The organism is Porphyromonas uenonis DSM 23387 = JCM 13868 (genome assembly GCF_000482365.1).
Lineage (GTDB): Bacteria > Bacteroidota > Bacteroidia > Bacteroidales > Porphyromonadaceae > Porphyromonas > Porphyromonas uenonis.
Genome location: NZ_KI535309.1, coordinates 104,944 through 128,584, shown reverse-complemented (window position 1 = coordinate 128,584; position 23,641 = coordinate 104,944). Strand labels below are relative to the sequence as shown.

The window sequence follows — 23,641 nt, the reverse complement described above, 5'->3', positions numbered from 1 at the left end:
AGCGGCGGGGCTTTAGTCAAAGAGCTTAGCGAGTCGCTCCATAGACGTATTGGTACAGAAGACCACGACGCTGTCGTAGGGCTGGATCTCCATATTACCGTCGATCAGCATCGGCACTCCGTTGCGCACCAGACCGCCGAGGGTGATGCCCTGCGGTATGTCTAGCTCCTTGACGGGGCACTCGGTGATCGTCGAGCCACTCTTAGCCTGTAGCTCCGCCACGTCCGTGTGAGCGATGGTGAGCGACTTGACAGTCTTCGTGTCGGAGCCGAGGAGTGCGTGGAAGATGTTGCCCGCGGCGATCACCTTCTTATTGATGATCGTGCCGATGTCCAGCTTCTCCGCCAGGGGGATGTAGTCAATGTTCTCCTCTTTCGCAATGGTCTTGGCCACTTGAAAACGCTTGGCAGCGAGGCAGGCGAGGATGTTCGTCTCCGAGTTCTCCGTCAGAGCGACGAAGATGCTCTCCTCGTCCAGTCCGATCTCGGAGATGAGATTGAGGTCACGGCCATCGCCGTCGTAGAGCTTGACATTGGAGGGGATCTCGTCCTCGATCTCCTTGATACGCTCTAGATCTCGCTCGATAAGGTGAAAGTCAATATTGCTCGGAGCCTTCGAAACGGTGCGTAGCGCAATGAGGCTTCCGCCGAGGATGACCACACGCTTGACAGGGCGCAGATTCTTGTCGCAGTACTGACGGACGAGGTCAATGTCTTTGTTGAGACAGGTGAAGAAAACAACGTCACCGTGCTCTATGATCGTCTGACCATCAGGTATGAGCGTCTCCTCGCCACGCTTGATAGAGACCACGTGAAAGGCTTTATCGCCCAGCTCCTTAGTCCAGCTCAGTGGACGCCCCACGAGGATGCTCCCCTGGCGCACCTTGACGCCCACGAGGACGAAAGCCCCGTTGAGCAGCTCCACATAGACTCTCGCCCAGGGGTGCTTGAAGCTGTTAGCAATCTCCTCAGCGGCCAGCTCCTCAGGGTAGATGAGCTGGTCCACGCCTAGGCTCCCGAAGAAGCGGCGGTAGTGATCCGCCAGATAGCGGTGGTTGTTGATACGAGCGATGGTGCGCTTGGCTCCAAGCTGCGCAGCGAGCATGCAGGCCAGTAGATTCTCCGCCTCACCCGGCATCACGCTGACGAAGAGGTCGCAGTCGTGCACCTCCGTCAGCTGCAGATCCTCCAGCTTTGTCGGATCACCCACGATCGTGTAAGCGTCAAACTTGCGCTGCACACGACGTAGCAACTCCTTGTCAGAGTCAATGAGAGTCGTGGACTGCTGCTCCTCTCCCGACAACCTATAGGCTAGGTGGGTGCCCACTTCGCCAGCTCCAGCAATAACTATTCGCATAGCTCAGCTTTGATTCTATTATATATTGTGTCGGCATCGACGCCACAGTAGCGTCGTTGCTCGGCGACAGTGCCTTGCTCGATAAAAGCGTCGGGCAGGCCAAAGTGTATCATCCGTCCTCGGAAGCCCTGACGCTGAGCCAGGGCTGCAATCCGCTCGCCCACGCCTCCGATGAGTGTGCCCTCCTCAAGCGTGGCAATGCGGTCGTAACGCTCTAGAGCCGTCGTGATCAGCTCTTCGTCTAGAGGCTTCGCAAAGATCAAGTCGTAGTGCGCCACCTCGACACCCTCAGCGAGTAGGCGCTCCCGCACCTCCTCGGCGGTCACACCAATGGTGCCGATGGAGAGCAATGCGATGCGTCCGCCCTCATGTAGTGCGCGCCCCTTGCCTATCGGGAGGATCTCCGCTGGACAGCGCCAGTCCACCAGCGACCCCTCACCACGTGGGTAGCGGATCGCCATCGGACCCTCCTGCCCCTCGTAAGCCGTGCGCATCAAGTGGCGCAGGTAGTGCTCATTCATCGGAGCCGCAACCGTCATATTGGGGACAGTGCAGAGGTAAGCTAGGTCAAAGGCTCCCTGATGCGTCGCTCCATCCTGACCGACCAAGCCAGCACGGTCGATGCAGAGGACTACGTGGTAGCCTGGCAGAGCGACATCGTGGATGATCTGGTCATAAGCGCGCTGTAAGAAGGAGGAGTAAATAACACAAAACGGGATCATCCCCTCACGCGCCATCCCTGCGCTAAAGGTAACTGCGTGCGCCTCCGCAATCCCCACATCGTAGCTTCGCTCGGGGAAGGCTCGCATCATCACATTCAGCGAACTACCTGACGGCATGGCGGGTGTGATCCCCACGATGCGCTTGTCCTCAGCCGCTAGCTCGGTGACGGTCTCTCCGAAGACCTCCTGGAACTTCGGTGGATGCGCTCCTCGCTCGCTCTTGACGCGCTCTCCCGTCTTTACATCAAAACAACCAGGCGCATGCCATACGGTCGCATTCTCCTCGGCAGGCTTGTAGCCCTTCCCCTTGATCGTCCTGAGGTGTAGTATCTTCGGTCCTCGCATCGGGAGGATGCGTCGGAGCGTCTCCACGAGATGCTCTATGTCATGCCCATCAACTGGACCAAAGTAGCGAATCCCCAAGCCGTCGAAGAAGGAAGAGTGGTTTTGCGTCAGGAGCGACTTGACACTGTTGTTGATCCGCTGAATGTTTTTCTTGCGACGATCACTCATCAGATTCATCTGTCGCAGACCACGGTAGAGGTCGTAGCGGATCGTATTGTATGCGTGACTGGTGTTGAGGTCGACGAGGTATTTGTTTAGTCCACCCACATTAGCGTCGATGGACATGTTGTTGTCATTGACCACGATGAGCAGATCGTTGGGATAGGAGCTCACATTGTTTAACCCCTCGAAGGCGAGCCCGCCCGTCATCGATCCATCGCCAATGACCGCCACGACGTGACGCTCCTCTTGCTTGAGCTTGGCCGCAATCGCCATGCCGAGCGCAGCCGAGATTGAGTTTGAGGCGTGCCCTGCGGGAAAAGTATCGTACTCGCTCTCGCTAGGGAGCGGAAAGCCCGAGAGCCCGCCCCACTGTCGTAGAGACTCAAAGCGATCTCGTCTTCCTGTCAAGATCTTATGCCCATAAGCTTGATGCCCCACATCCCAGACGATGCGATCGTAAGGGGTGCGACAGACGTAGTGGAGCGCTACCGTGAGTTCCACCGCACCCAGACTAGATCCCAGGTGACCTGGTACGTGCGAGAGCACCTCCAGCTCATAGCGACGGAGCTCCTGACACAGCTGAGGAAGCTGCGCGAGAGAGAGCTGACGTAACTGCTGGGGCGTATCAATATGCGATAGTATAGGGTAGTCGCTAGCGTTCATGATGTCGTGTATCTACATGAAGGGTGGCTCCTCCGCATCGGTCGTTGCTGACTTATATAGATGCCTACTCTTCTTATCTTATGCAAAGATACTAATATGCGACAACACCTCATAGCCCAGGGCAGGGGTGACGCATGATAACCAGTCGTCTAGAAGCTGCATATGACGATAACTAGGGATGTGCAGTTCGGCCGCCGCTACAGAGGGCTCGAGCATCATTACAGAGGGGCTGCGGGACCTCACCGATTACACCTCCCTCCCGAAGCATTGAATTCCTACCTAGGAATTTGCCAAATAGGTACCTAGGAATTGCCCCAATTCCTACCTAGGAAATAAAAAATTCTTCGGACTTATTTTTTGATTCCTCCGAAGTTTCATTTGATTCCTCCGAAGAGTTTTTCCGTTCCTCGGTGGAGCATGTTCATTTCCTACGGAGCTGTTGGAAAACGCCTTCGTGGATATTGGTGTTTATAGGCACAGCGTGTCACGTCTGGTCGCACATGCTCTCAGCACCTCCAGAGAGTGATTGGCCTAACTGCGAGCACCTCTATCGCACAGGGTGTACCACAGAGAGATGCTGTATCCCCTCTCTACGGTACACCCCGTTTATCCCCTCGTGGAGCTAAGACAAAAGGAGTTGAGATCCAAGGATCTTAAGCCTCCTATATAGACATCGGCACATAGAGCTTATAGCACGCATCACCGACGAGGAGGATGTAGGATCCACGCTCTAGGGATGCCGTAGCAATTGTAGCCATACCATCGGAACCAGAGGTGGTGGAGATAATCTCCTCCCCCGAGATGGAGAGTAGGCGAATGAGCGTGTGTGGTGTCGTGCCAGTTATCTGGACCTGCCCCTCCACGAGCTCAATAGTCACAAGCTCCCGAGCGCCGATATGCTCATTGCTCAAAATGACTTCTCCACGACCATCATTTATCCCACCCTTAAAGTCAAGAGCCTGCCAATACTTAGGACGGATAATCTCAAGAAAGTCATTAGCAAATTGATTCTTCTCGCGTGTGGACTCAGAGTCTATAACAGTAATATGTCCTGCATCTATGATACAACCCTCTTGTGGTCGTACAGGGAGATCCGTGAGGAGTTGCTTCATCGCCTCTAGAGCTATATTGTTTTGGTAGATGCGCACCTCTTGTAGATCCTTTAGTCCTTGGAGAGAGAGGGCTTGGAGTGCATTTGCTGAGAGGTCTAGCACCTGTAGCTTTGTGTTGTGAGATAGGTCGATGCTTGTTAGATTCGTTCGAGCACAAAGTAGCGTCTCTAAGGCTCTGTTCTCCTCTAGGTTAATCGTCGTAACAGGATTCCCAGAGAGTGTGAGCTCTCGAAGTGTGAACAGCGTAGAGAGATCAACGTTTGCCAGTCGATTGTCAGCTAGGTTCAACTCCTTAAGATCTAGATGGACACCGCATATGATAGAGCTGAGTTGATTTCCAGACAGGTCTAGAGATTTCAGTTTCCCATTGTGAGATAGATCTATCTTCGTAAGCTGATTAGAAGCGAGAGACAGGGTCTTAAGATTGGGTTGACGAGACAGGTCTATAGCAGTCATCTTGATGGCTGGAGCTGAGAGGGAGGCTAGATCTCCTCTGATTGTAATCTCCTGGCTGGCAACGAAAGTCTTCCCCTGAGTGTCTACCGTCAGCCCCTCAATGCGAGGCTCCACACCGTTACTACTAGTCGCTTGTATAGTAATCGGGTCGCCTATGGGTAGAGCTGTATGGAGCGTCATGTAAGGCTCCTCCTGCGGAACGAGGTCTATAGGATTACCATTATTATAATCTAGCGGACGCCAACCTTTTGCCTGGAGATCTGCAATTTGCTCCTTTGAGAGATGCTCGTTTCGCTCTTGAGGACTTTGAGTATCTAGGAGGGTGATTTCAGCCTTAGTTTGTGAAGAGTGTGTCGGCAAGGCTGTCAGCAGATCTGCAAGAGCAGTCCCCTGCAAATTGTTGTGGTAGCAATTTACTTTGCTAAGCTTGGTCGCCGAGGGAGACACTGTAAGCTGTGTCAGCTCATTGTCCTCGGCCAAAACATCGGTGAGCTTCATGTGCTGGGATAGATCTAGTGTGCGAAGCTTATTACCAGAACATTTTAAAACCCACAAAGCCGTGTTTGACGACAGGTCAAGTGTGGCGAGTTTATTGCGAGAGCAGTCTAGGTTGGTCACCTTCGAAGTAGGAGCCGGCTGTAGAGACTCTAGCTGATTGCCGGCACACCACAGGAGTAGTAGCTCTGGGGTATACGAGAGGTCTAGTGTGGTAATCTGATTATCACTACAGTCCAGTACCGAGAGTCCCGAGAGGTTCGTTAGGTCTAGCGAAGAGATCTTGTTCCCATTACACCATAATGAAGAGAGCGCTGTCGATTTACTTAGATCCAGCGTCTGTATCTTATTATTGGCACAGGAGAAGTCGTTGAGCTGACTGAGCGTGCTGATGTCAATAGCGGAGAGCTGATTCTTGGCGCATGACACCTTGCGCAGGTTCTTTGCTTTAGAGAGATCTAGAAAGGTCAGCTCGTTCTCATAACAGTAAAGTCTTTGTAGTCGGTCATTACCTCCTAGCGTGAGTGTCTGGAGACTATTTTCATAGCAGTTGAGCCATAGGAGATCTGGGTGCGTTGAGACATCTAGAGTCGTAATCTTGTTCTTGAAGCACCAGAGCTTCTTAAGACTCTTAGCGTGCGTTAGGTCAAGTCCGACCAGCTGGTCCTCAGAGCAGTCTAGAGTCGTGATCTCGCCTCGTATCGTAATCTCACGAGATGTAGGGGTGTAGTAGTTCTTAGCGCTCGTCTGGACAGCCTCCTCTTTGACGCCTTCGATGGTCCATGGGCCATTTGCCTCGATAGTAAGATGTATCAATTCATTCGTTGCATCCTCGCCGAGCATCAGCGTGATGTACTCCTGAGCCATAGATAGACTCGGGATAAGAAGCGCCACAAGTAGTGACAAGCAGGTGGTAACTATAGGTCGTTTCATAAATGTAAAGGTTTGGTTTATACAAGAGTATGGCTACATCTTCTGTCGTAGTCAATAATTCCCTATGGCGAAGGTACTGTTTTTTTGCAAACTTCATCGTCTCTCACAACTTTGTCAAAGCTCGTACATTCCACCCGCTAATGCAATTTCTCAAGAATGATGTTTTTGATGACTTCATTGGGTGTCTTATAGTTTAGGTTTTTACGAGGTCTATTGTTTAGTAGGTTCTGAAAGCGTCTAAGGTCTGCGTCAGTTAAGTCTTCGAAAGTAGAGGACTTAGGAATAAACTGGCGTAGCAGTTTGTTTAGGTACTCAATATGAGGCTTATCCCAGGATTGATAGGGATGTGCAGTTCGTCTGCCGCTACAGAGGGCTCGAGCATCATTACAGAGGGGCTGCGGGACCTCACCGATTACACCTTCCTCCCGAAGCATTGAATTCCTACCTAGGAATTTGCCAAATAGGTACCTAGGAATTGCCCCAATTCCTACCTAGGAAATAAAAAATTCTTCGGACTTATTTTTTGATTCCTCCGAAGTTTCATTTGATTCCTCCGAAGTATTTTTTATTTCCTAGGTACTTATTGGGCAAATTTCTAGGTAGGGATTTTGGAAATTCCTAGGTAGGAAATCAGACGAGCTCATTTTTACAATGTGTCACCCCTGGTCGCAAGCTTTAGATTTGCTAGTCGGGCCCCTAGATGGAAGGGGTAGCACGCTGTGAAAAGGAGAATCGGAGAGGGTGAGGAGGTCGGGTGCGTGATGATGTCTACCGCCCATACGGACCGTCCCCCACCCAAGTGCATAGCACTCAGATGGGGGACGGCTTCTGTCTTGTTTAAGTGTGTAGCGACCGTGTGCGATGGCTACATGCTAGAGGGTGTGGAGGTAGCGAAGCCCTAGAGGCGACACCTCCGTGTGTGTCTTAACCCTCGATAGCGCCTGATGGGCAAGCAGCAGCGCATGCGCCACAATCGATGCAAGTATCAGCGTCGATAGAGTAGATATCGCCCTCAGAGATTGCGCCTACGGGGCACTCATCGATGCAAGTGCCACAAGCTACACAGCTGTCAGTGATTACGTGTGCCATAATTCTATTGGTTTTAAGTTGAGTATTAAGATTATCTATGATATTACCACAGCTTGGAGAGACTAAATGGGGTGTCTCTCATGCTTTGGTAGTGCAAAGATACAACAAACTTCTGAGAATACCTACTTCTAGGTATTGGAATGGTGTTTTTTTCTTCGTAAGGAGCAGAAGTAGGTAGCGAAGTAGCTCGCTGATACCTGCTTATTGGGATAAACTCTGGGGCTATCCCTAGGATTTCACCTCGCTGCCGATCATCGTTGCCGAGGTGACCCGCTCCACACGTACGGTGACCAGCTTGCCGATCTGATTATTGCCCTTGGGGAAGACGATCACTTTGTTTTGCTGGGTGCGCCCGAAGAAGTCATCGTGCGAGCGCTTGCTGTAACCCTCGATGAGCACCTCAAAGCTCTTGCCCACGTCACGCTCGTTGCTCTCGAGGCTCAGCTCGTTTTGCAGAGCGATCATACGATTGAGTCGCTCCACCTTGACCTCCTCAGGCACATCGTCGACGAGATGATGCGAAGCGTAGGTGCCGGGACGCTCGGAGTACTTAAACATGAAGGCGCTGTCCAGCCGTGCCAGCCTCATCACCTCCAGCGTCTCCTGAAAGTCCTCCTCCGTTTCACCCGAGAAGCCGCAGAAGACGTCGGTACTCAGCCCGCAGTCAGGCATATAGTCACGGATGCGCTCCACACGCTCTAGGTACCACTCACGCGTATAGCGACGACGCATGCGCTCTAGGATACGATTGCTGCCACTCTGCAGGGGGAAGTGGATATGATTACAGATATTATGGTAACGGCTCATCACCTCGAGCGTCTCGTCCTTCATATCTTTGGGGTGAGGCGAGGTAAAGCGAATGCGCATCGTCGGCACCGCTTCAGCGACGCTTCGTAGCAGATCGGCGAAAGTGTAGCTAGCGCCCGTCTCAGTATGCCAGCAGTAGGAGTTGACATTTTGCCCTAAGAGGGTCACCTCACGGTAGCCCTCCTGCGCCATGCGCTGCACCTCACGAGTGATGCTCTCTGGGTCACGGCTACGCTCACGACCTCGTGTGTAGGGGACGATGCAGTAGGTGCAGAAGTTGTCGCATCCACGCATGATCGATACGAAGCCACTGATGTGCAGCCCTGGAAGTCGCACGGGGATCACATCACTGTAGGTCTCACTCTTGGAGAGCTCAATGCTAATAGCTGGCTCGCCTGCCTCGGCTGCCGCTATCAGGTTAGGGAGGTCCGTATAAGCGTCAGGACCTGCCACCAGATCCACCCCATGATCCTGTATGAGGGTCTCCTGCACACGCTCCGCCATGCAACCGAGCACACCGACGATCTGCGGATGCCCCGAGCGTCTGCGCTGACCGTTGAGATTGTCCAGACGACGTATGATACGTAGCTCCGCATTGTCCCGCACCGAGCAGGTATTGATGAGGACAGCGTCCGCCTCGTCGATCTGATCGGTGAGCTGGTAGCCCGCCAGTTGCATCTGTGCAGCTATGATCTCGCTGTCAGCCACATTCATCTGACAGCCATAGGTCTCGATGTAGACCCGCTTGCTTTCTTGCTCTACTCTCTCGGTCATAGTAAGCGCAAAGGTACGAAAAGACTAGTTGTTGAGGCGCTCCCTCTGGATCCGCTTGTAAAGGACGACGTATAGAGCGACCGCTACACCCTCAGAGCCGATTGTCATAGCGACGATGATCGGTTGCTGCTCTAAATCGTAGAGCCATCCCATGAGGAAGGAGCCAAGGAGTAGCGACAGACCGTAGATCGTGTTAAAGATACCGAACCCTATGCCACGCTTGCTGAATGGTGTGATGTCGGCAATGGCAGATCTCATAACCGTCTCGTGCGCTCCCAGCACGACCCCCATCAGTGCCATGCCAGCCCAGAGCATCCCCATAGAGTGAGACAGGGTTAGCAGTGGCACAAAGGCTGTCAAGATAGGGACAATGAGCAGAATTAGCACACCCCCCGTCTTGTGCCCCAGCTTGCGCTTCAGACGATCGTAACCCTTCCCGATGAAGATCGCGACGAGGGCATCCACCGCCATGGCGACAGCATAGAGGATCGGCACCATCTCATCAGAGACGATCTGCTGCGTCTTAAGATGATAGCCTATCAAGCTGAAGTTGATCAGTCCGAAAGCAACGAAAAAGGTAAATGCCGAGTAGATCCAGAAGATCGGTTGTAGGCGCGGAGGCTTTTCGGAGGCATTCACCTGCGGGGTGAGCGCCTCTCGTACGAACTTGCGATGCACTAAGGCGAGGAACACCATCAAGATGATAAAGGGGATGACCAGCATCTGATAGCCTAGCTGAAAGACCTCTAGGCCACTGCGCCCCATGAAGTAAAAGAGTGCGGTAAAGATCAAGGGACCTAGGAATGCGCCCAACTGATCGAGCGCCTCCTGAATTCCGAAAGCGTACCCGAGGCCGATCTGATTCTCTGCGACGGCTGAGAGAATCGTGTCTTTAGCTGGGCTGCGCAAAGCTTTGCCTATTCGCTCGAGTAGGATAAAGGTGTAGAGCCACCCCCACGAAGTGGTCAAGCCCATCAACGGGATCACTAGATGCACCCCATAGCCCACAAAGAGGAAGAGCCAGTAGCGCTTGCTCTTGTCCAGCCAGGCACCTGAGAGCAAGCGTAGCGCATAGCCGAGGAATTCGCCCAACCCGAAGACTAGCCCCACCTGCGTTGCCGAGAGCCCCACCAAGCTGAGGTACTGCCCGTTGACACTGCGAGCGGACTCATGCACGAGATCTCCCAGCATGCTGATCACACCAAAGAGGAGCACGATCGTCAGCGCAGGAGAGCTATTCCGTAAGCCTATCTTTCTTTGTTGCCTTGCCACTGCTTATGCTACTAGAGTTCAGTCTAGTAGTTGACCTGCTAGGCTGTCTGATTACATCGTGAGGTTAAAGTTACGACTATAATCCCATACCAGCTATACACTTCACAAGGCTCACGAGTTATGACGTGTAACAACCTTGACGAGTATACTCGTCTCGCTTTAACGAGAGCTTACACTCTCTGCTAGTCTTGCGACTTGCCTTTCGACTTCGCTATCGGCTTGTGATCGCAGGCAGAGCAACCAGCGCAGCCTGAGGCTCCTCGCGGTCGGCGTATCAGTCGCCACACGCTACGAATGATGTAGAGTAGCGCGACAAGCAGTATGAGTAATACGACGATGGTCTGTAGATCCATAGACTTTTCTAGCTCTATAACTGCTATCGGAGTGTAATGAAACCGTTTGAGGCTGGCACCTATTGAGGTCTCAGTCGGCTAGAACTGGACTTTACGGATATCCATAAATCCATTCTCCAGATACACCTTGACCACCATAGAGCGCGGCAACTCACGTAGTGAGATCGCATGCTCGAGGGTCTGCGCATTGGCCGCTGAGGCATAGCGGTAGACTTGCTGCCCTGAGAGATCGTACACCTCGATGAGCGCAATAGGCTGATTGGCCTGGACTAGACAGCTCTCCTCGACCGCGTGGATAGAGATCTCTGGCGTGACAACTGCATGAGCAGGCTCCTCTACAGCCGTGGGTACGCCATAGCGCTTGAGCTGCAAGCTGAAGCGAGGATCGGCGACGCCCAGCTCGTGCACGAAGCGGTACTGAGGCTGACGCAAGAGGTCTTGCTCACGACCACTCTTGCGGTCGGTCAGTGTCATATACTCGTAGAGGCTCCTGTCCATATCACTGAAGTCTAGAACCATCTCAGATGCGTAACTAGCGCGTACACCGACATCTAGTCGTCCGGTCTCTCTCTTGGGATAGAGAACCATCTCACCCTCACCGCAGTCTGCGTCGACAACGTACACAAGAGGAGACTCACTATACTCATTATTGCCTAGTGCTGGGACATTGTCGCCCTCGGCATCCCACATGACATAGGCTGAGGCTAGTGGCGCATCGCCACCATGTCCCATCTGTAAGTGTATAGGCAGCGTGGTACTCTTGTGAGGCATCTCTGCACTCTGTACGGAGACTAGATCTCCACGACCAAGACTCCACGAAGCGAGTAGTACGGACTTGTCTCCTGAAGTGGGGAAGCGTAGCTGTGATGAGCTACCAGACTTGCTGCGTAGTAGGACGGCCTGCAGTGGGGCTATCGCCTTACCGCGGGTCGAGGCGATAGAAGCCTCGAGGCTATAGACCCGCCACTGATTATCCTCAAATACGTAGTAGTAAGGATAGATGACATCCTTATTGAACTCCCAAAGCTTGTCAAAGTCTATGGGCGTCATAAAGGGATTACCTACCATAAAGTAAGATCCAGCAGCGACGCCACTGATTGGCAACGCATATCCCTGCATCGTCACGCCACCATCAGTGATCGTGGCAATCTGGCTGGATGTAGGCTTCGCTGCATTGTAGCGCTCATATACGAAGCGGTAGGGATAGACTCCCTTGCCTCGATTGGCCCGCTCTGTATAAGCTAGTGGAGCAAGCGTCTCCTCGTTGTAGTAACGGAAGGTGCTACGACCTGTCGCCGCATCGTAGCTGTGCAGCGGATAAGCGGCAGCACGACTAGCGTCTGCGAAGAAGGGGACGCGTATGATACCATTGATCTGATTCAGATACTTATGATCGTCATAGCCCTTACGTCCAGACTCCCAGCCAGCAACCTTGAGTGCGAATCCATGGTAATATGCAGTGGGAGCAAAGGTCTGCGTCATAGTATCGAAGGGACGTGTAAAAGCTACATCCGTAGCACTATTAGGACTCTGTGATGCGACAAAGTAACGCTGATAGGTCTTCGGGTAGCCTGCTAGAGAGAAGTCTCCAGAGACCATATTGTTTAGCGGGGTGGCTACCATGTACCAGCGATCACGAGCCAGGAGCTTGCTATCGGCAGTCGTATGACCGGTTTGTTGATGCGCTACGGTCGTGCCACCATTATTCATCTTACCAAAGTTGTAGTCAACGAAAGCTCGCTCATAGGTGAGTAGCTGAGGACTACCTAGCTGTGCTCCATAGTGGAAGTAGATATCACTACATACAGGATCACCAAAGACATCTCTAATAGTGCCCTGAGCTGATAGGTCGGGGTAACCCTTGTCTACCTGTGCTGGGATATGAACGTCAGTACAGGCGGTGGGAACAGCCTGGATGGGTGTGCCATCAGCTTGAGACCAGTTGTTAGGATTGTTCCAGTTCTGATCCTTAGCATCTTGTCTCCACCAGAGCTCGCGAGGAGAGACAGAGATATCTGTAGTAAGCTCTATTACAGTTGCTTTGCCATCACACACGACCGTTGATACCGAGACTGTATACGTACCAGTATGCCCTAGCTCAGCCTGATCTATGACGAGCTTACGACCAGTCCTCTGCTCACCATTAGGCAAGGTCCAGGTGTAAACTTTATCGCCTAAGTTGATGACCTCTAGCTCTATCCGATCGCCTACGCAGAACTTACGCTGTTGCTCCTTAGAGCGTATGGCTGATGGCGATGCTAGAGAGTATATGGCGATAACCTCCTCTGAGGTATTGTCACACTGCTGATCGGTAATCTTAACGCGGTAACTCGATGGAACAGGGTTCTCGGTAGTACCCTTGAGCTCTTGGGTGATTCCCGCAGTCTTATCCACGTTGTTAAACGTATACTTCAGCTCTCCGGTCTCAGTATCGTAGATCTTGATGGTCGCATTTCCTACGCAGTTTACTGGGACGATATGCAACAAGCCTGAAGTGCGAGACGGACAGCTATAACCGATATAGGAGTCTCGATCATACGTCAGAGGAGGATTTTCTAGCGACAGCTGCGTCGTTGGTAGACAGGGCAATGTAAAACATTGCTCGTATTGACTCCAAGAACTAGGTTCAAAGTAGTACATTTCGAGTTCCACACTTCCATCCGTAGCGGGGAAGTCTATATAGATCGACTTCGGATCAGCTATATCTTTGTAGGAAGAGGTAAGTATCTTAAATCTATTCCAATAGAGATCGTCATTTGAAATGTTGGATCTAATATCACTATATGAAACGCCCTTTGGGAGTTTTGTGATCCTAAAGTAAGGCTGATCGGGAACTCCATTGAGGGTAAGTATGCCCTCCGATCCACCTGCAAATGGATAGATACGTACACGACCACAATCTACTTTGACAGTGCGTGGCTTTAAGCGACTTATATCTCCGACATAGTGTATTTTATTCGGAGTTATAGTCTGGTTAAGATTATAACTCTTGCCACAAGGATCCGTAAGCACAAAACGATACTCTCCCTCAGGCACATCGTAGTAGAGGCTGCTATTTATCCTCGCTTTGGGTGAGAATGGATAAGCATAATCACCCTTCATGTTTTCAGGAATTTTGTACGTCTCCCCAACGGCCAGGGCACCCTCTACGGGTTTAAACCCTGCTGGCGCAGACACAAATCGAATCGTATATCCTGCGAATGAAATGCGATCCTTAGACCTATATATGTAGAGTCGATATTTTTCCTCCCCTGTACACTTATCGTTTGTTCTAGACACATCAAGATAATAGCTGTATGTCTCAGCTTTTACCTCTTCTGTCTTGGTCTGTCCATTGCCAGCGATCGTAGTCAGTGTATAGTTCTCGCTATACTTTAGCGGTTTAGGAAAATCGGTATAGGAAGAAGCATCTTCGGTCAGCGTGATCTCTTGCTTATCATTAGGATTTGTCTTAGAGACTACACGAACGGTGATGGGAAGACATAAGAGTACATCATGATCCCTACGAGGTTTTACTTGAAGCACATAAGTAGGACTACAAGGGTCTGAATTGTTTCTCTCATAATCAACGTCAAGCGAATTCCAGTCATAATTAGTTGCAGAATATCCTCTAGGTAGTTCCTCTGAAGAGCCCTTAACACGAATGAATGCTAGAGGATGATATAAACTAGATTGTTGTCCCATCATCTTATAGGTCACTCCATCGGGAAGCTTATAGTAAATAGCTTCTTCGTCAGAGGCATAATTGGTTGAGCCAAAAGGAGCTGTCTTTTGGAACTCATGATACACTCTCGGCTTACTAGCATTCCAATCAGACCAAGTCTGCCAAGCATATTCATAGTAACGTGCCAAGGTGTCTTTATGATCAAAATAAGGCCTTAAGTCAGGCTCATTCGTGTTATTCTTCGTACTCTCATAGTTAAGTCTCAACCATCCGCACTGACGCATACGCATATCGGACGTCACCATGAACCATTTCCTGAATGGCATATTTTCATCGTTTATATTGGCGTTGGGCAGGTCTCTACGAACGTTCGTCATCTCAAGCGTCTGAACAGGAGCGACTCCACAAGCGTCAGAGACCTTGAGACGATACTGGCCTGCGGGCACCTCGTAGAGGAAGAGCTCCTTACCCTTCTCCAAGGAGAACTCCTTCTTCCCTTTATAAGCTGTCGGTGCCGCTTCGATCGTGAGCGTATAGGGCCCATTGCCATCCAGCACCGTGACGGAGAGGATGCCTGTAGGAACGGGCGCACTACTACTATTGGGGCGATAGTTGTTGAGAGACTTACGCACTTCACGAACCTTGACGGTTGGATTCTTGTAGGTGGAGGTGATAGTAGCCTTTTTAGGCGGCAAGTCTATCTTAAGGCCTGTCTCCTGGACCTCGATCCGTACGAGAGCCGTATAGGTGCCTGGGTAGAGGTTCGCGACAACATTGTTTGCAACATAGCCTTGAGGTGTCGTAACCGAGGTCTCCTTAGAATTGAGGAGATCGTAGTAAGCTTTGTAAGTATAGTTGGTCGGAGCCCCAGGGACTTTGCTTACCTTTATCTCGACCTTACCATTTTGTACGCAGGTAGACGGAGTCGAGACCACCGTAACGGAAAAGTCGGAGGCACTCTGCGCAAAGATGGAGAGCGTACCCAAGAGGAGCATCAGCCAGACTAGACTAAAGCGTCTAGCTACAGCACTGAGCGTAATATTATGTGGTGAAGGGGTATTCATAATCATAGTACAAGCGAACATAGGTGTTAGAGATATGGGCGACTTAGAACTGCTTGCCCACTATATTGACCTGAATCTGGTAGAAGCGATTGCGGTAGACGCACCAATCGGGTCGATCAGTCAATCCAGCCAGCACCGTCTCGTAGTCGGTAGAAGCGGGGGCGCCGTTTTGAATGGGGTAGATCTTGCTCAGCTTATCGTCGGAGCCTGCCACCTGATAGGTGATCTTGATGGCGGGCCTCTGCGCCTCTGCGAGTTGTGAAGAGGCTAGATACTCGGGTAGATAGAGCGTGATCTTGTAGTCGCCCACATAGATACCTCCGATAGAGGGGCCTGTCATAGTAGGTGGAACGATATATGCTGGATTGGGGCCTTTACTGAAGCTAAACTGATAAGGAGGCAGTGTACCCACCGTCGCTATGTCAGTCAGCCGATTGCTCGGGAAGAGCGTGTAGCTCTTCGGCATATTGAGGATCTCGATAAGGAGCTTCGAACTGTCTTTGTAGCCGTACGGGAGTACCCAAGAGTAGTTGTACTGAGGGTTGCTGGCAGTGGAGCCTGGCTTAGTACGGATAGCTACGATCCCCTTAAGTGTTAGCTCCACTTTGGCTAGGGAGCGCATCAGCTCGGCAGGAGCTCTATTTGTGGCGGTAAGATTGGGACGCTGCTCTTTATTGAATTTAGTCAGGTCAATAATATAGGGAGAGCTCTGAGTACCATCTCCTTGCAGAGACTCCGAGATGAGCACCCCTTTATAGAGTGCCGTCATCATAATCGAAGCCCCGACACCAGTCAACTCCTCTTCGGAGACAATGTTGGGAGCTTTTACCGTCTTCATCCCTTCGAGTTGACTACGCAGTATCACCTCCTGATTGTCGAGGAATGCCAGGTCAGAGCCCTTCTGCCCTGAAGCAGACTCATTGGCGATGAAGTAGAAGTCATACTTCTGTAGCTTGCTAAGCTTGAAGATAATGCGCTTATTTTCTCGTTGCTGGTTGGTTGCTAGGAGATTGATAACCGAGGCATTCTCACCCTCAGGGAAGACGATCATACGCAGCTCTTGGAGCTTGTTATCTAGCTCCTCCGTCGAGTTTCCAGCTCTGAGACTATTGGAGTGCAGGGCATGAAGTAAGTCAAACTGAATCGATACATAACCTGTCTCATCCTCCTCAAGACTATTGTAGTCCCGCACACAGCTGGTGCAAGTGAAGAGCGCCCCCAAGATGAGGAGGAGCGTATATATATGGGTATGTCGTAGTCTATTCATAGTGATGTGACAGCGTTGATTAGGGGGAAATGCTTAAAGTTCTATCTCGTAGGAGTGTACCATCCAGCCATCGACAAAGATATCGACAGCGTAGTGCGTGTTGTCGGGAAGCGTCTTGAGACGTATCTCTACGTCGTACTCAAACTGGCACTCGGGGCGGTAGTCAGGCTTCTTAGCGAGCAGCTTCTTGAGATCGTAGGTAAAGATCTTAGCACCCGTGTCGGAGCGCACGAGGCTCAGCTGAGGAAGGGTCTTCGGATCATCCAGTCGCAGTGTGCTCAGACGCGTGCTGCGCGTCGTACCCTCGTTGGGTAGTGGCGCCTGGTAGATGACATGCTTCGTAGGATTGGTCAGCTGACCCATGAAGTCGTAAGCAGCGTTGTTATCCTCGATCTCTATATGGAGCGGATAGATCACGTTGCGAGGCAACTCGGTAAGGCTTATGTCAAAGTCGTTGCTGTAGCGCGTGAGGTTTGGCGCGACGGGCACTCTAGTGCTTACACCCCCTCGAGGCATAGGGCAAACGATGGTGTCTGTAGCGAAGTAGAGTGGCTCGGGCAGTAGACCCTCGTGTTTGTCTTGCTCGTTGAGCCGGAGTGCCAGTCGGCAGTCGGGGTGCTTATTGCCCGAGGCTGGCTCTAGCTCACTCATAGTATAGTGCTGGGGGGTAGCTCCTACCCAGATAGTGTATCGATAGGTCTCGCCGCACTCGTTTGGTACGGGGATCTCTATGCTAGAGGCTGCCGTCAGATCGACAGACTCTAGATGCTTATAGGCGATGATCTCTCCTGATGTAGGGTCACTGATGACTAAGTGTAGCTCTGCAGCCTTGCCTATGTAAGCCGAGTCAGACATACAGGGCGTCTGCATATAGGGTGTGAAGACCAGTATCGTAGGGCACTCGCCTCGATCGTATACGAACTTGTCACAACTGACGAGTGATAAGACGAGGAGAGGCAGCAGAATTATATAGTGTATAGTGTGTCGCTTCATAAAGTGTACGCAGTAATTGAGGACATTCGTGCAAAGTTAAGTATAATGTAGCGAACTCTTCCTTGATCTGCTTGACATAATCGGTATTTCTTTTGACATAATCGGTATTTCCTCACGGAAATAGAGGTTAGAGATTAGAGATTAGAAACGTGTAACCCTTTGTAGGGACGCACGGAAGTGTCTAGCGGGAGGGCGTCCGTTGTGTCAAAGGTTACAGCGTCGTGGTTTTAACGGGGACGGACGCACAGATCATGCGTCCCTACAAAGGGCTACACGTCAAGGGCGTCCTCTGTAGAGCGCACCGCTAGCCTCTCGACTTCTTCGGAGTAGCGACCGTGCTATGGTGGCAAGCGGAGCAACCAGCACAGCCTTGGGCTCCTTGGGAGTGGCGGATCAGTCGCCACACGCTATAAATGATGTAGATGAGTGCGACGAGTAGTATGAGTAGTACGATAACTGTCTGCAGATCCATGGCGACACCTATATTATATAATGAGTAGTCCTATGAGTCGTGCTAGATAAGCCACGATCCAGGCTAGGACGCAGGTGTAGACGACTACAAAGAGTCCCCACCAGCCACTGTTGAGTTCCTTAGAAACGGCCACAACCGTAGCGACGCAAGGCATATAGATGAGTACGAAGATGAGGAAGCAGATGGCTATCAGTGGTGTGTAGAGTGGCTCGCCCGTGACGGGGTCTTTCTCTTGGCGCAGCTGTTGGGAGAGCGCCGAGCTACCCACGGCAAAGTCTTCGCTATCCTCGTCCACGGTCTCACTGCCCGTGTAGATGACGCTGAGGGAGCTGACGACCACCTCTTTGGCCGGTAGTCCTGCCACAAGCGCCACGCTGAGCTTCCAGTCGAAGCCGAGCGGAGCTAGGACGGGCTGCACCGTCTGTCCTATGCGTCCCAGGTAAGAGTCTTCTTGCTGCTCTATATGCGCTTGTCGCTCTATCTCAGCGACCTGCTCGTTGCGCTCGCTCTCAGAGAGTGTGCTCTGCTGCTGCACCTGAGCTATCTGCTCCTCAGCACGAGCCATCACCTCCTCACGAGGATAGTAGCCCAGCGCCCAGATGATGATCGAAGCAACGAGGATGACCGATCCCATCTTATGCAGATATTCGCGCGCCTTGTCCCACATATGTATGCCCACGGCACGCGCCATCGGGATGCGGTAGGGTGGTAGCTCCATGACAAAGGGAAGATCCTCCGACTTGAAGAGCACCCGGCGGAAAAGCTTCGCCAGTAGGAAAGCCAGCAGCACACCAAGAGCGTAAAGTCCGAAGAGTACCAGCCCAGCACTCTGTGGAAAGAAGGTACCCGCAATGAGGATGTAGACTGGCAGTCTGGCGCTACAGCTCATCAGCGAAGTCACTAGCACCGTGATGATACGACTCTGTCGGCTCTCGATCGTGCGAGAAGCCATCACAGCGGGGACGTTGCACCCGAAGCCCATGATGAGCGGTATGAAGGACTTGCCGTGCAGTCCCATGCGGTGCATTAGTTTATCCATCAGGAAGGTGGCTCGCGCCATATAGCCCGTGTCCTCCATGATAGATATGAAGAGGTAGAGGATGAGGATGTTGGGCAGGAAGACGAGGACACCGCCTACACCGCCTATGACACCCGTCACCAATAGGTCGCGTAGAGGACCAGGCGACATCAGTCCATAGATCCATTTCCCAAAAACGTCCACGCCCTGTTCGATCCAGTCCATCGGGAAGGCTCCCAGCGCGAAGGTAGCCTCAAACATGATAAAGAGGAAGGCGAGAAAGATCGGATAGCCCCAGATGGGGTGTATGAGGAGGTTGTCTATACGATCCGTCATGGTGCGTATGCGCCGTTTGTTCGGACGGTAGGTCTCTCTGAGCGCACCAGCGATGAAGCCGTAACGCTGATTGATGATATAGTTCTCCAGATCCTCCTCGTTGGAGTGATTCTTGCGCAGTCTGTTCTCCTCGTAAGCTGTAGCGGTGAGAAGGTAGTCGCCCTTCGGTTGCTGCTTGATAAAGCGTTGCGTGTGCGGGTCTCCCTCGAGGAGCTTGACCGCTAAGTAGCGAGGGGATAGGTGGTCGGGGAAGGTCGCATGCTCGGTGAGCTTCGCCTGAAGGGTTGCTATGCTCTGCTCGAGATCTGTCCCGTAGTTGATCTGTAGGAAGCGACGATCGGCGTAGAGATTTTCGTCAACGAGCTGACGCACCTTATCAAAGAGCTCTGAGATACCGACACCCTTGCGGCAGATGGTTGGTACCATCGGCGTACCTAGGAGGTGGGATAGCTGCTGTACGTCGAGTTGATTCTTCTTCTGCTCGAACTCATCCCACATGTTGAGCGCCGTAACCATCGGGATGCCCATCTCACGCACCTGCACGGCGAGGTATAGCTGTCGCTCTAAGTTGGTCGCATCGAGTACGTCGATGACCACATCGGGACGCGTCTCCTCATTGGTCAGATAGTCGCGGATGTAAAGCTCCTCAGGCGAATAGGGAGATAGCGAATAGGTCCCTGGAAGGTCGATCAGTTCGTAGCGAATGCCTTGATAATCGAAGTGTGCCTCCTTAGCCTCGACGGTGACCCCGCTGTAGTTGCCGACGCGCTCATGCGCTCCGCTGGCATGGTTGAAGAGGGTCGTCTTGCCACTATTCGGATTGCCAATGAGCGCTACCCGTAGTGAGCGGGAGATGGCGACACGGTCGGAGGCTGCGGTCTCTGCCAGTGGCTCTCCGGAGCCTTCATGTACGAACGCATGAGTCAGTGGTGGCAGCTCCTCCGCGGAGGAGGACTGGTCGATGAGCTCGACCGTGATGAGTCCCGCTTCCTTGCGCCGCAGCGAGACGTTGTAGTCCATCAGTCGATAGTAGATAGGATCCTTGAGTGGAGCTGCTTGTATCACCTCCACCACCTGTCCCTGCACAAAGCCCATCTCTAGGATACGCTTGCGAAAGGCACCATGACCGCCTACCGATAAGATGCGAGCTCGGTCGCCATTATGTAACTCCGACAATTTCATGCGCCACAAAGGTAGCGAAAGCTGACTGAGTGACCTGCATTAGCGGATACCTAATACTAGGTATTGCCCCCCTCCTCTTCTGGGTAGTAAAGGACGAAAATCCCAGCGCCAAACGTAAGAAACAGCAAAGCTAACGTACCGTAATCGAAGGCTCGTCTGATGTCCCCAGCGAGGAAATGGGGATTAGAGATTAGAAGTTAGAGATCTTGTTGTTGAGGGTTTGCTGGGAAAGTTTGGGGTCTGCTCGCTTTTCGTTACTTTTGTAGCGATGCAAGCAGACAGCCCCGATGGATAGGCATAAGATAAATACGATAGCCGTGTATGGAAGCCACGCTACGATGCGTCTCACGGACGATGTGGCGGCGCTCCTGACTGCGCTGGCGGAGCACGGCGTAGACCTATATATAGAGACCCCGCTCTGGGAGGCGCTCTCGCAGGCGGGCATCCCCGATGGGTATCCGCAGATGCGACTGGGAGGGGAGACGCCCTATGGCGACATAGCGCTGAGCCTCGGAGGCGACGGTACGTTGCTGCGGGCGGTACACAAGTTGCGAGACGTGGAGCTGCCTATATGGGCGATCAACTGTGGGCACCTCGGTTTCATGACTGAGATGGAGCCACAGGAGGCTCGGCATCATCTGGACGATCTGCTGGCTGGACAATATAATATAGAGACTCGCACGCTGATTGACGTGAGCGTGGCGGGTGAGCATGTGGGCACTGCGCTCAACGATCTGGCGGTGCAGAAGCGCGAAACGGGTTCTATCATCAAGATACGAGTCGACCTAGACGGAGATCTGCTTGCCGAGTACGCTGCCGATGGCTTGGTCATGAGCACGCCCTCAGGGTCGACCGCTTATGCGCTTAGCCTAGGGGGCCCCATTGTGACGCCTCAGTGTCAGACTCTGCTACTGGTACCGATAGCGCCTCACACGCTCAATATGGCTCCACTCATCTTCCCCGATACCAGTGTGCTGACGATGAGAGTCTCCTCGCTACACCCCACCTTCTCCGTTGTGATAGATGGCAATCTGCGGGTCTACGACTGTGGCGTCGAGATCGCCGCCCGCAAGAGTGACAAGCGAGCCCACCTGCTACGCCTCTCGCACAAGCCGTATGCACAGGTAATCCGCGAGAAGCTCCTCTGGGGACGTGACTTGAGGTAAAAAGATTGCCTGAGCCGGACGATCTCTTAACTGTTTGCGAATCAGCACTCTGCGGCGTGTTTTTGGCAAGGTCGGGCTCCTTTTGGAAGATTTTCTTGCGAGAATCTTTTGTCGGAAGAAAAATTTGTAGTACCTTTGCATCACAATTGCCCGAGAGCTGAACGTTTGAGGGGTGATTGACAAGTAGTAGCTGGCCCTTTCGTCTAACGGTTAGGACGTCAGATTCTCATTCTGAAAATAGGGGTTCGATTCCCCTAGGGGCTACAAATAGATATGAAGCGCTCCGCTTGGAGCGCCTTGTATGTTGAGTATACCTAGTAATTAAGTATCACAAGAATGGCAAATCATAAATCAACGCTGAAGAGAATCCGTCAGAGTTCCACTCGTCGCCTTCGCAATCGCTATGCGAGCAAGACGTCGCGTACGATGGTCAAGCAGTTTCGTGCGATGACTGATCGTCAGGAAGCTGAGCAGGCTTTGCCGAAGGTGTATTCTACACTAGATCGTCTAGCTCGTAAGAATATCATCCATCGCAATAAGGCTGCCAACCTGAAGTCTAAGATGGCTCTTCATCTCAAATCTCTCTAGTCTACAACGACGTATCGCAACACTGTATCAGTTCGCTGAGGATATAATACGATATTAAGGATACTGGCGCACGATTTGGCCCTTTCGTCTATCGGTTAGGACGCCAGGTTTTCATCCTGGAAAGAGGGGTTCGACTCCCCTAGGGGCTACACAGAGAGCCTTGCCAGCCACCTCCCTTTCCTCTAAGCCGTCTCACCACGCTAGGCTGATACCACAAGCGAGCATATACCACAAAGAAGAGGAGTGTTCTTGGACCAGATCGAGAGCACTCCTCTATTCATTTGCGCTAGAGCAGATTGGTGTGGGTTGCTTTATGTACACTTGTCCACATCTCTGCATTGTAGCAGACGCATCATCGGAAATCATTATAAGACCCATTACGAAGAATACATGACTAAAGCAGAAGTTGTAAAGAGTATCGCCGATGCGACAGGCGTAGACCGACAGGAGGTCCTGCAGGTCGTAGAGGCTTTTATGGATACAGTCAAGAACGCCATGAGCCAGGGCGACAATGTCTATCTAAGAGGCTTCGGCAGCTTCGTTGTCAAGGAGCGCGCAGAGAAGACTGCTCGCAACATATCCAAGCAGACGACGATCATCGTGCCCGCTCGCAAGGTCCCCACGTTCAAGCCTTCGAAGGCCTTCACCAGCATGATCAAGTAGTATACCAGGGAGTGAGCAGAGGTAGCTACGCCCTAGGACGACAACACAAAGACTCCTGCAAGACACCTAGCTACAGACCTCATCACCTTGGATCAGTATAGACCAATTCAAAAGAAACAATTATGCCAAACGGTAAGAAGCACAAGCGTCGCAAGATGTCGACGCACAAGCGTAAGAAGAGACTACGTAAGAATCGTCATAAGAGCAAGAAGTAGACGAGCGGTCCTGGACGACCGTGTGTGACCCACCTAGACTAGCAAGTCATCCTACGGAGTCGCACAGTCTACACACTAGAGAGCCATCGTATATGTGTGGCGATCTAATCTTAACGCACGAAACGTATCAAGTAAGCCGTCATGACCGACCTCTCATAGACGAGAGGCCGGTTGTGGCTGGCTTCGTTGCATAGCAACTCATCCTATCACCCTGCAGTAGTCCCTCACACGCTGACCAGACTAGAGCCTGTCGCAACAATTCGCAGGCACCCTGCATCAGCCCGAGGTCACGAGTACTACGGCAGCACCTGTAGACCGCCCCTCTCTGTGCATCCAGAGACTCGCTAGAGACGAGAGAGATACACATAGAGACCAGCTACTCCAGTAGAGGTGTAGCAACTAGGTACTTCGATAGCTCACCAGCTCGGGTCAGTGCAGTGGCACGGCGTAGCTGTGAGACGGAGGAGAGAAGAG

General features: G+C 52.1%; 16 protein-coding genes, 2 tRNA genes and 1 pseudogene. 6 read left to right on the top strand and 13 right to left on the bottom strand.

Annotation, left to right across the window (positions count from 1 at the left end):
• Positions 1-12: 12 nt before the first annotated feature.
• The 4 genes and pseudogenes from trkA to L215_RS10460 all read right to left on the bottom strand — a co-directional run.
• Positions 13-1,356: a Trk system potassium transporter TrkA gene (trkA, locus tag L215_RS0108210; RefSeq protein WP_027451622.1), complete on the bottom strand. Its 1,344-nt coding sequence runs from the start codon at positions 1,354-1,356 to the stop codon at positions 13-15.
• Entirely contained in the window at positions 1,347-3,248 is a 1,902-nt protein-coding gene (dxs, locus tag L215_RS0108205) for a 1-deoxy-D-xylulose-5-phosphate synthase (RefSeq protein WP_025882941.1), read from the bottom strand. The genes trkA and dxs overlap by 10 nt, the downstream gene beginning before the upstream one ends.
• Before the next feature lie 662 nt (positions 3,249-3,910).
• Positions 3,911-6,244: a leucine-rich repeat domain-containing protein gene (locus L215_RS0108200; RefSeq protein ID WP_154657871.1), complete on the bottom strand. Its 2,334-nt coding sequence runs from the start codon at positions 6,242-6,244 to the stop codon at positions 3,911-3,913.
• Between the two features lie 137 nt (positions 6,245-6,381).
• Positions 6,382-6,594, bottom strand: a pseudogene (locus L215_RS10460) (transposase); the annotation flags it as partial.
• A 369-nt stretch (positions 6,595-6,963) separates the two neighbouring features.
• On the opposite strand from L215_RS10460, the gene L215_RS10155 reads away from it, so the two are divergent.
• Positions 6,964-7,146 (top strand): hypothetical protein, encoded by a 183-nt coding sequence (locus tag L215_RS10155; protein ID WP_154657870.1) that lies wholly within the window; start codon positions 6,964-6,966, stop codon positions 7,144-7,146.
• A 22-nt stretch (positions 7,147-7,168) separates the two neighbouring features.
• Here L215_RS10155 and L215_RS0108190 read toward each other — a convergent pair whose 3' ends face one another.
• From L215_RS0108190 to feoB, 9 genes are all read right to left on the bottom strand, one after another.
• Positions 7,169-7,333 (bottom strand): DUF362 domain-containing protein, encoded by a 165-nt coding sequence (locus tag L215_RS0108190; protein ID WP_007365969.1) that lies wholly within the window; start codon positions 7,331-7,333, stop codon positions 7,169-7,171.
• A gap of 228 nt (positions 7,334-7,561) precedes the next feature.
• Positions 7,562-8,914, bottom strand: a complete 1,353-nt coding sequence (miaB, locus tag L215_RS0108185) for a tRNA (N6-isopentenyl adenosine(37)-C2)-methylthiotransferase MiaB (protein ID WP_025882937.1) — start codon at positions 8,912-8,914, stop codon at positions 7,562-7,564.
• 24 nt (positions 8,915-8,938) lie between these two features.
• Positions 8,939-10,186: an MFS transporter gene (locus L215_RS0108180; RefSeq protein ID WP_025882936.1), complete on the bottom strand. Its 1,248-nt coding sequence runs from the start codon at positions 10,184-10,186 to the stop codon at positions 8,939-8,941.
• A 182-nt stretch (positions 10,187-10,368) separates the two neighbouring features.
• Entirely contained in the window at positions 10,369-10,539 is a 171-nt protein-coding gene (locus tag L215_RS09980; RefSeq protein WP_081780302.1) for a FeoB-associated Cys-rich membrane protein, read from the bottom strand.
• 78 nt (positions 10,540-10,617) lie between these two features.
• Positions 10,618-15,267 carry a hypothetical protein gene (locus L215_RS0108170; RefSeq protein WP_027451620.1) on the bottom strand — a complete coding sequence of 1,550 codons (4,650 nt, stop codon included), beginning with the start codon at positions 15,265-15,267 and terminating at the stop codon, positions 10,618-10,620.
• A gap of 43 nt (positions 15,268-15,310) precedes the next feature.
• Entirely contained in the window at positions 15,311-16,534 is a 1,224-nt protein-coding gene (locus tag L215_RS0108165; RefSeq protein ID WP_025882933.1) for a hypothetical protein, read from the bottom strand.
• A gap of 33 nt (positions 16,535-16,567) precedes the next feature.
• Positions 16,568-17,527, bottom strand: a complete 960-nt coding sequence (locus L215_RS0108160) for a FimB/Mfa2 family fimbrial subunit (protein ID WP_025882932.1) — start codon at positions 17,525-17,527, stop codon at positions 16,568-16,570.
• 304 nt (positions 17,528-17,831) lie between these two features.
• Entirely contained in the window at positions 17,832-17,999 is a 168-nt protein-coding gene (locus L215_RS09975; protein ID WP_081780301.1) for a FeoB-associated Cys-rich membrane protein, read from the bottom strand.
• Positions 18,000-18,012: 13 nt separating this feature from the next.
• A complete protein-coding gene (gene feoB, locus L215_RS0108155) occupies positions 18,013-20,535 on the bottom strand; it encodes a ferrous iron transport protein B (RefSeq protein WP_025882931.1) in 2,523 nt (840 codons plus the stop codon).
• Between the two features lie 287 nt (positions 20,536-20,822).
• On the opposite strand from feoB, the gene L215_RS0108150 reads away from it, so the two are divergent.
• The 5 genes from L215_RS0108150 to L215_RS0108130 all read left to right on the top strand — a co-directional run bounded on the left by L215_RS0108150 (position 20,823) and on the right by L215_RS0108130 (position 22,952).
• Positions 20,823-21,701: an NAD(+)/NADH kinase gene (locus L215_RS0108150; RefSeq protein ID WP_052343486.1), complete on the top strand. Its 879-nt coding sequence runs from the start codon at positions 20,823-20,825 to the stop codon at positions 21,699-21,701.
• A 192-nt stretch (positions 21,702-21,893) separates the two neighbouring features.
• Positions 21,894-21,965, top strand: a tRNA-Glu gene (locus L215_RS0108145).
• Positions 21,966-22,037: 72 nt separating this feature from the next.
• Complete coding sequence (rpsT, locus tag L215_RS0108140; RefSeq protein WP_004331479.1) at positions 22,038-22,289, top strand: 30S ribosomal protein S20; 252 nt, start codon at positions 22,038-22,040, stop codon at positions 22,287-22,289.
• A gap of 77 nt (positions 22,290-22,366) precedes the next feature.
• Positions 22,367-22,438: transfer RNA gene (locus tag L215_RS0108135), tRNA-Glu, on the top strand.
• A gap of 205 nt (positions 22,439-22,643) precedes the next feature.
• Entirely contained in the window at positions 22,644-22,952 is a 309-nt protein-coding gene (locus tag L215_RS0108130) for an HU family DNA-binding protein (RefSeq protein ID WP_262498980.1), read from the top strand.
• The last annotated feature ends 689 nt before the right edge of the window (positions 22,953-23,641 follow it).

Bases quoted from the DNA above. Each gene is read 5' to 3' on its own strand.
- L215_RS0108190 (WP_007365969.1), bottom strand. From the start codon at position 7,333: ATGGCACACGTAATCACTGACAGCTGTGTAGCTTGTGGCACTTGCATC.
- L215_RS0108160 (WP_025882932.1), bottom strand. From the start codon at position 17,527: ATGAAGCGACACACTATACACTATATAATTCTGCTGCCTCTCCTCGTC.
- L215_RS09980 (WP_081780302.1), bottom strand. From the start codon at position 10,539: ATGGATCTACAGACCATCGTCGTATTACTCATACTGCTTGTCGCGCTA.
- L215_RS0108200 (WP_154657871.1), bottom strand. From the start codon at position 6,244: ATGAAACGACCTATAGTTACCACCTGCTTGTCACTACTTGTGGCGCTT.
- L215_RS09975 (WP_081780301.1), bottom strand. From the start codon at position 17,999: ATGGATCTGCAGACAGTTATCGTACTACTCATACTACTCGTCGCACTC.
- L215_RS0108165 (WP_025882933.1), bottom strand. From the start codon at position 16,534: ATGAATAGACTACGACATACCCATATATATACGCTCCTCCTCATCTTG.
- miaB (WP_025882937.1), bottom strand. From the start codon at position 8,914: ATGACCGAGAGAGTAGAGCAAGAAAGCAAGCGGGTCTACATCGAGACC.
- rpsT (WP_004331479.1), top strand. From the start codon at position 22,038: ATGGCAAATCATAAATCAACGCTGAAGAGAATCCGTCAGAGTTCCACT.
- L215_RS0108150 (WP_052343486.1), top strand. From the start codon at position 20,823: ATGGATAGGCATAAGATAAATACGATAGCCGTGTATGGAAGCCACGCT.
- dxs (WP_025882941.1), bottom strand. From the start codon at position 3,248: ATGAACGCTAGCGACTACCCTATACTATCGCATATTGATACGCCCCAG.
- feoB (WP_025882931.1), bottom strand. From the start codon at position 20,535: ATGAAATTGTCGGAGTTACATAATGGCGACCGAGCTCGCATCTTATCG.
- L215_RS0108170 (WP_027451620.1), bottom strand. From the start codon at position 15,267: ATGAATACCCCTTCACCACATAATATTACGCTCAGTGCTGTAGCTAGA.
- trkA (WP_027451622.1), bottom strand. From the start codon at position 1,356: ATGCGAATAGTTATTGCTGGAGCTGGCGAAGTGGGCACCCACCTAGCC.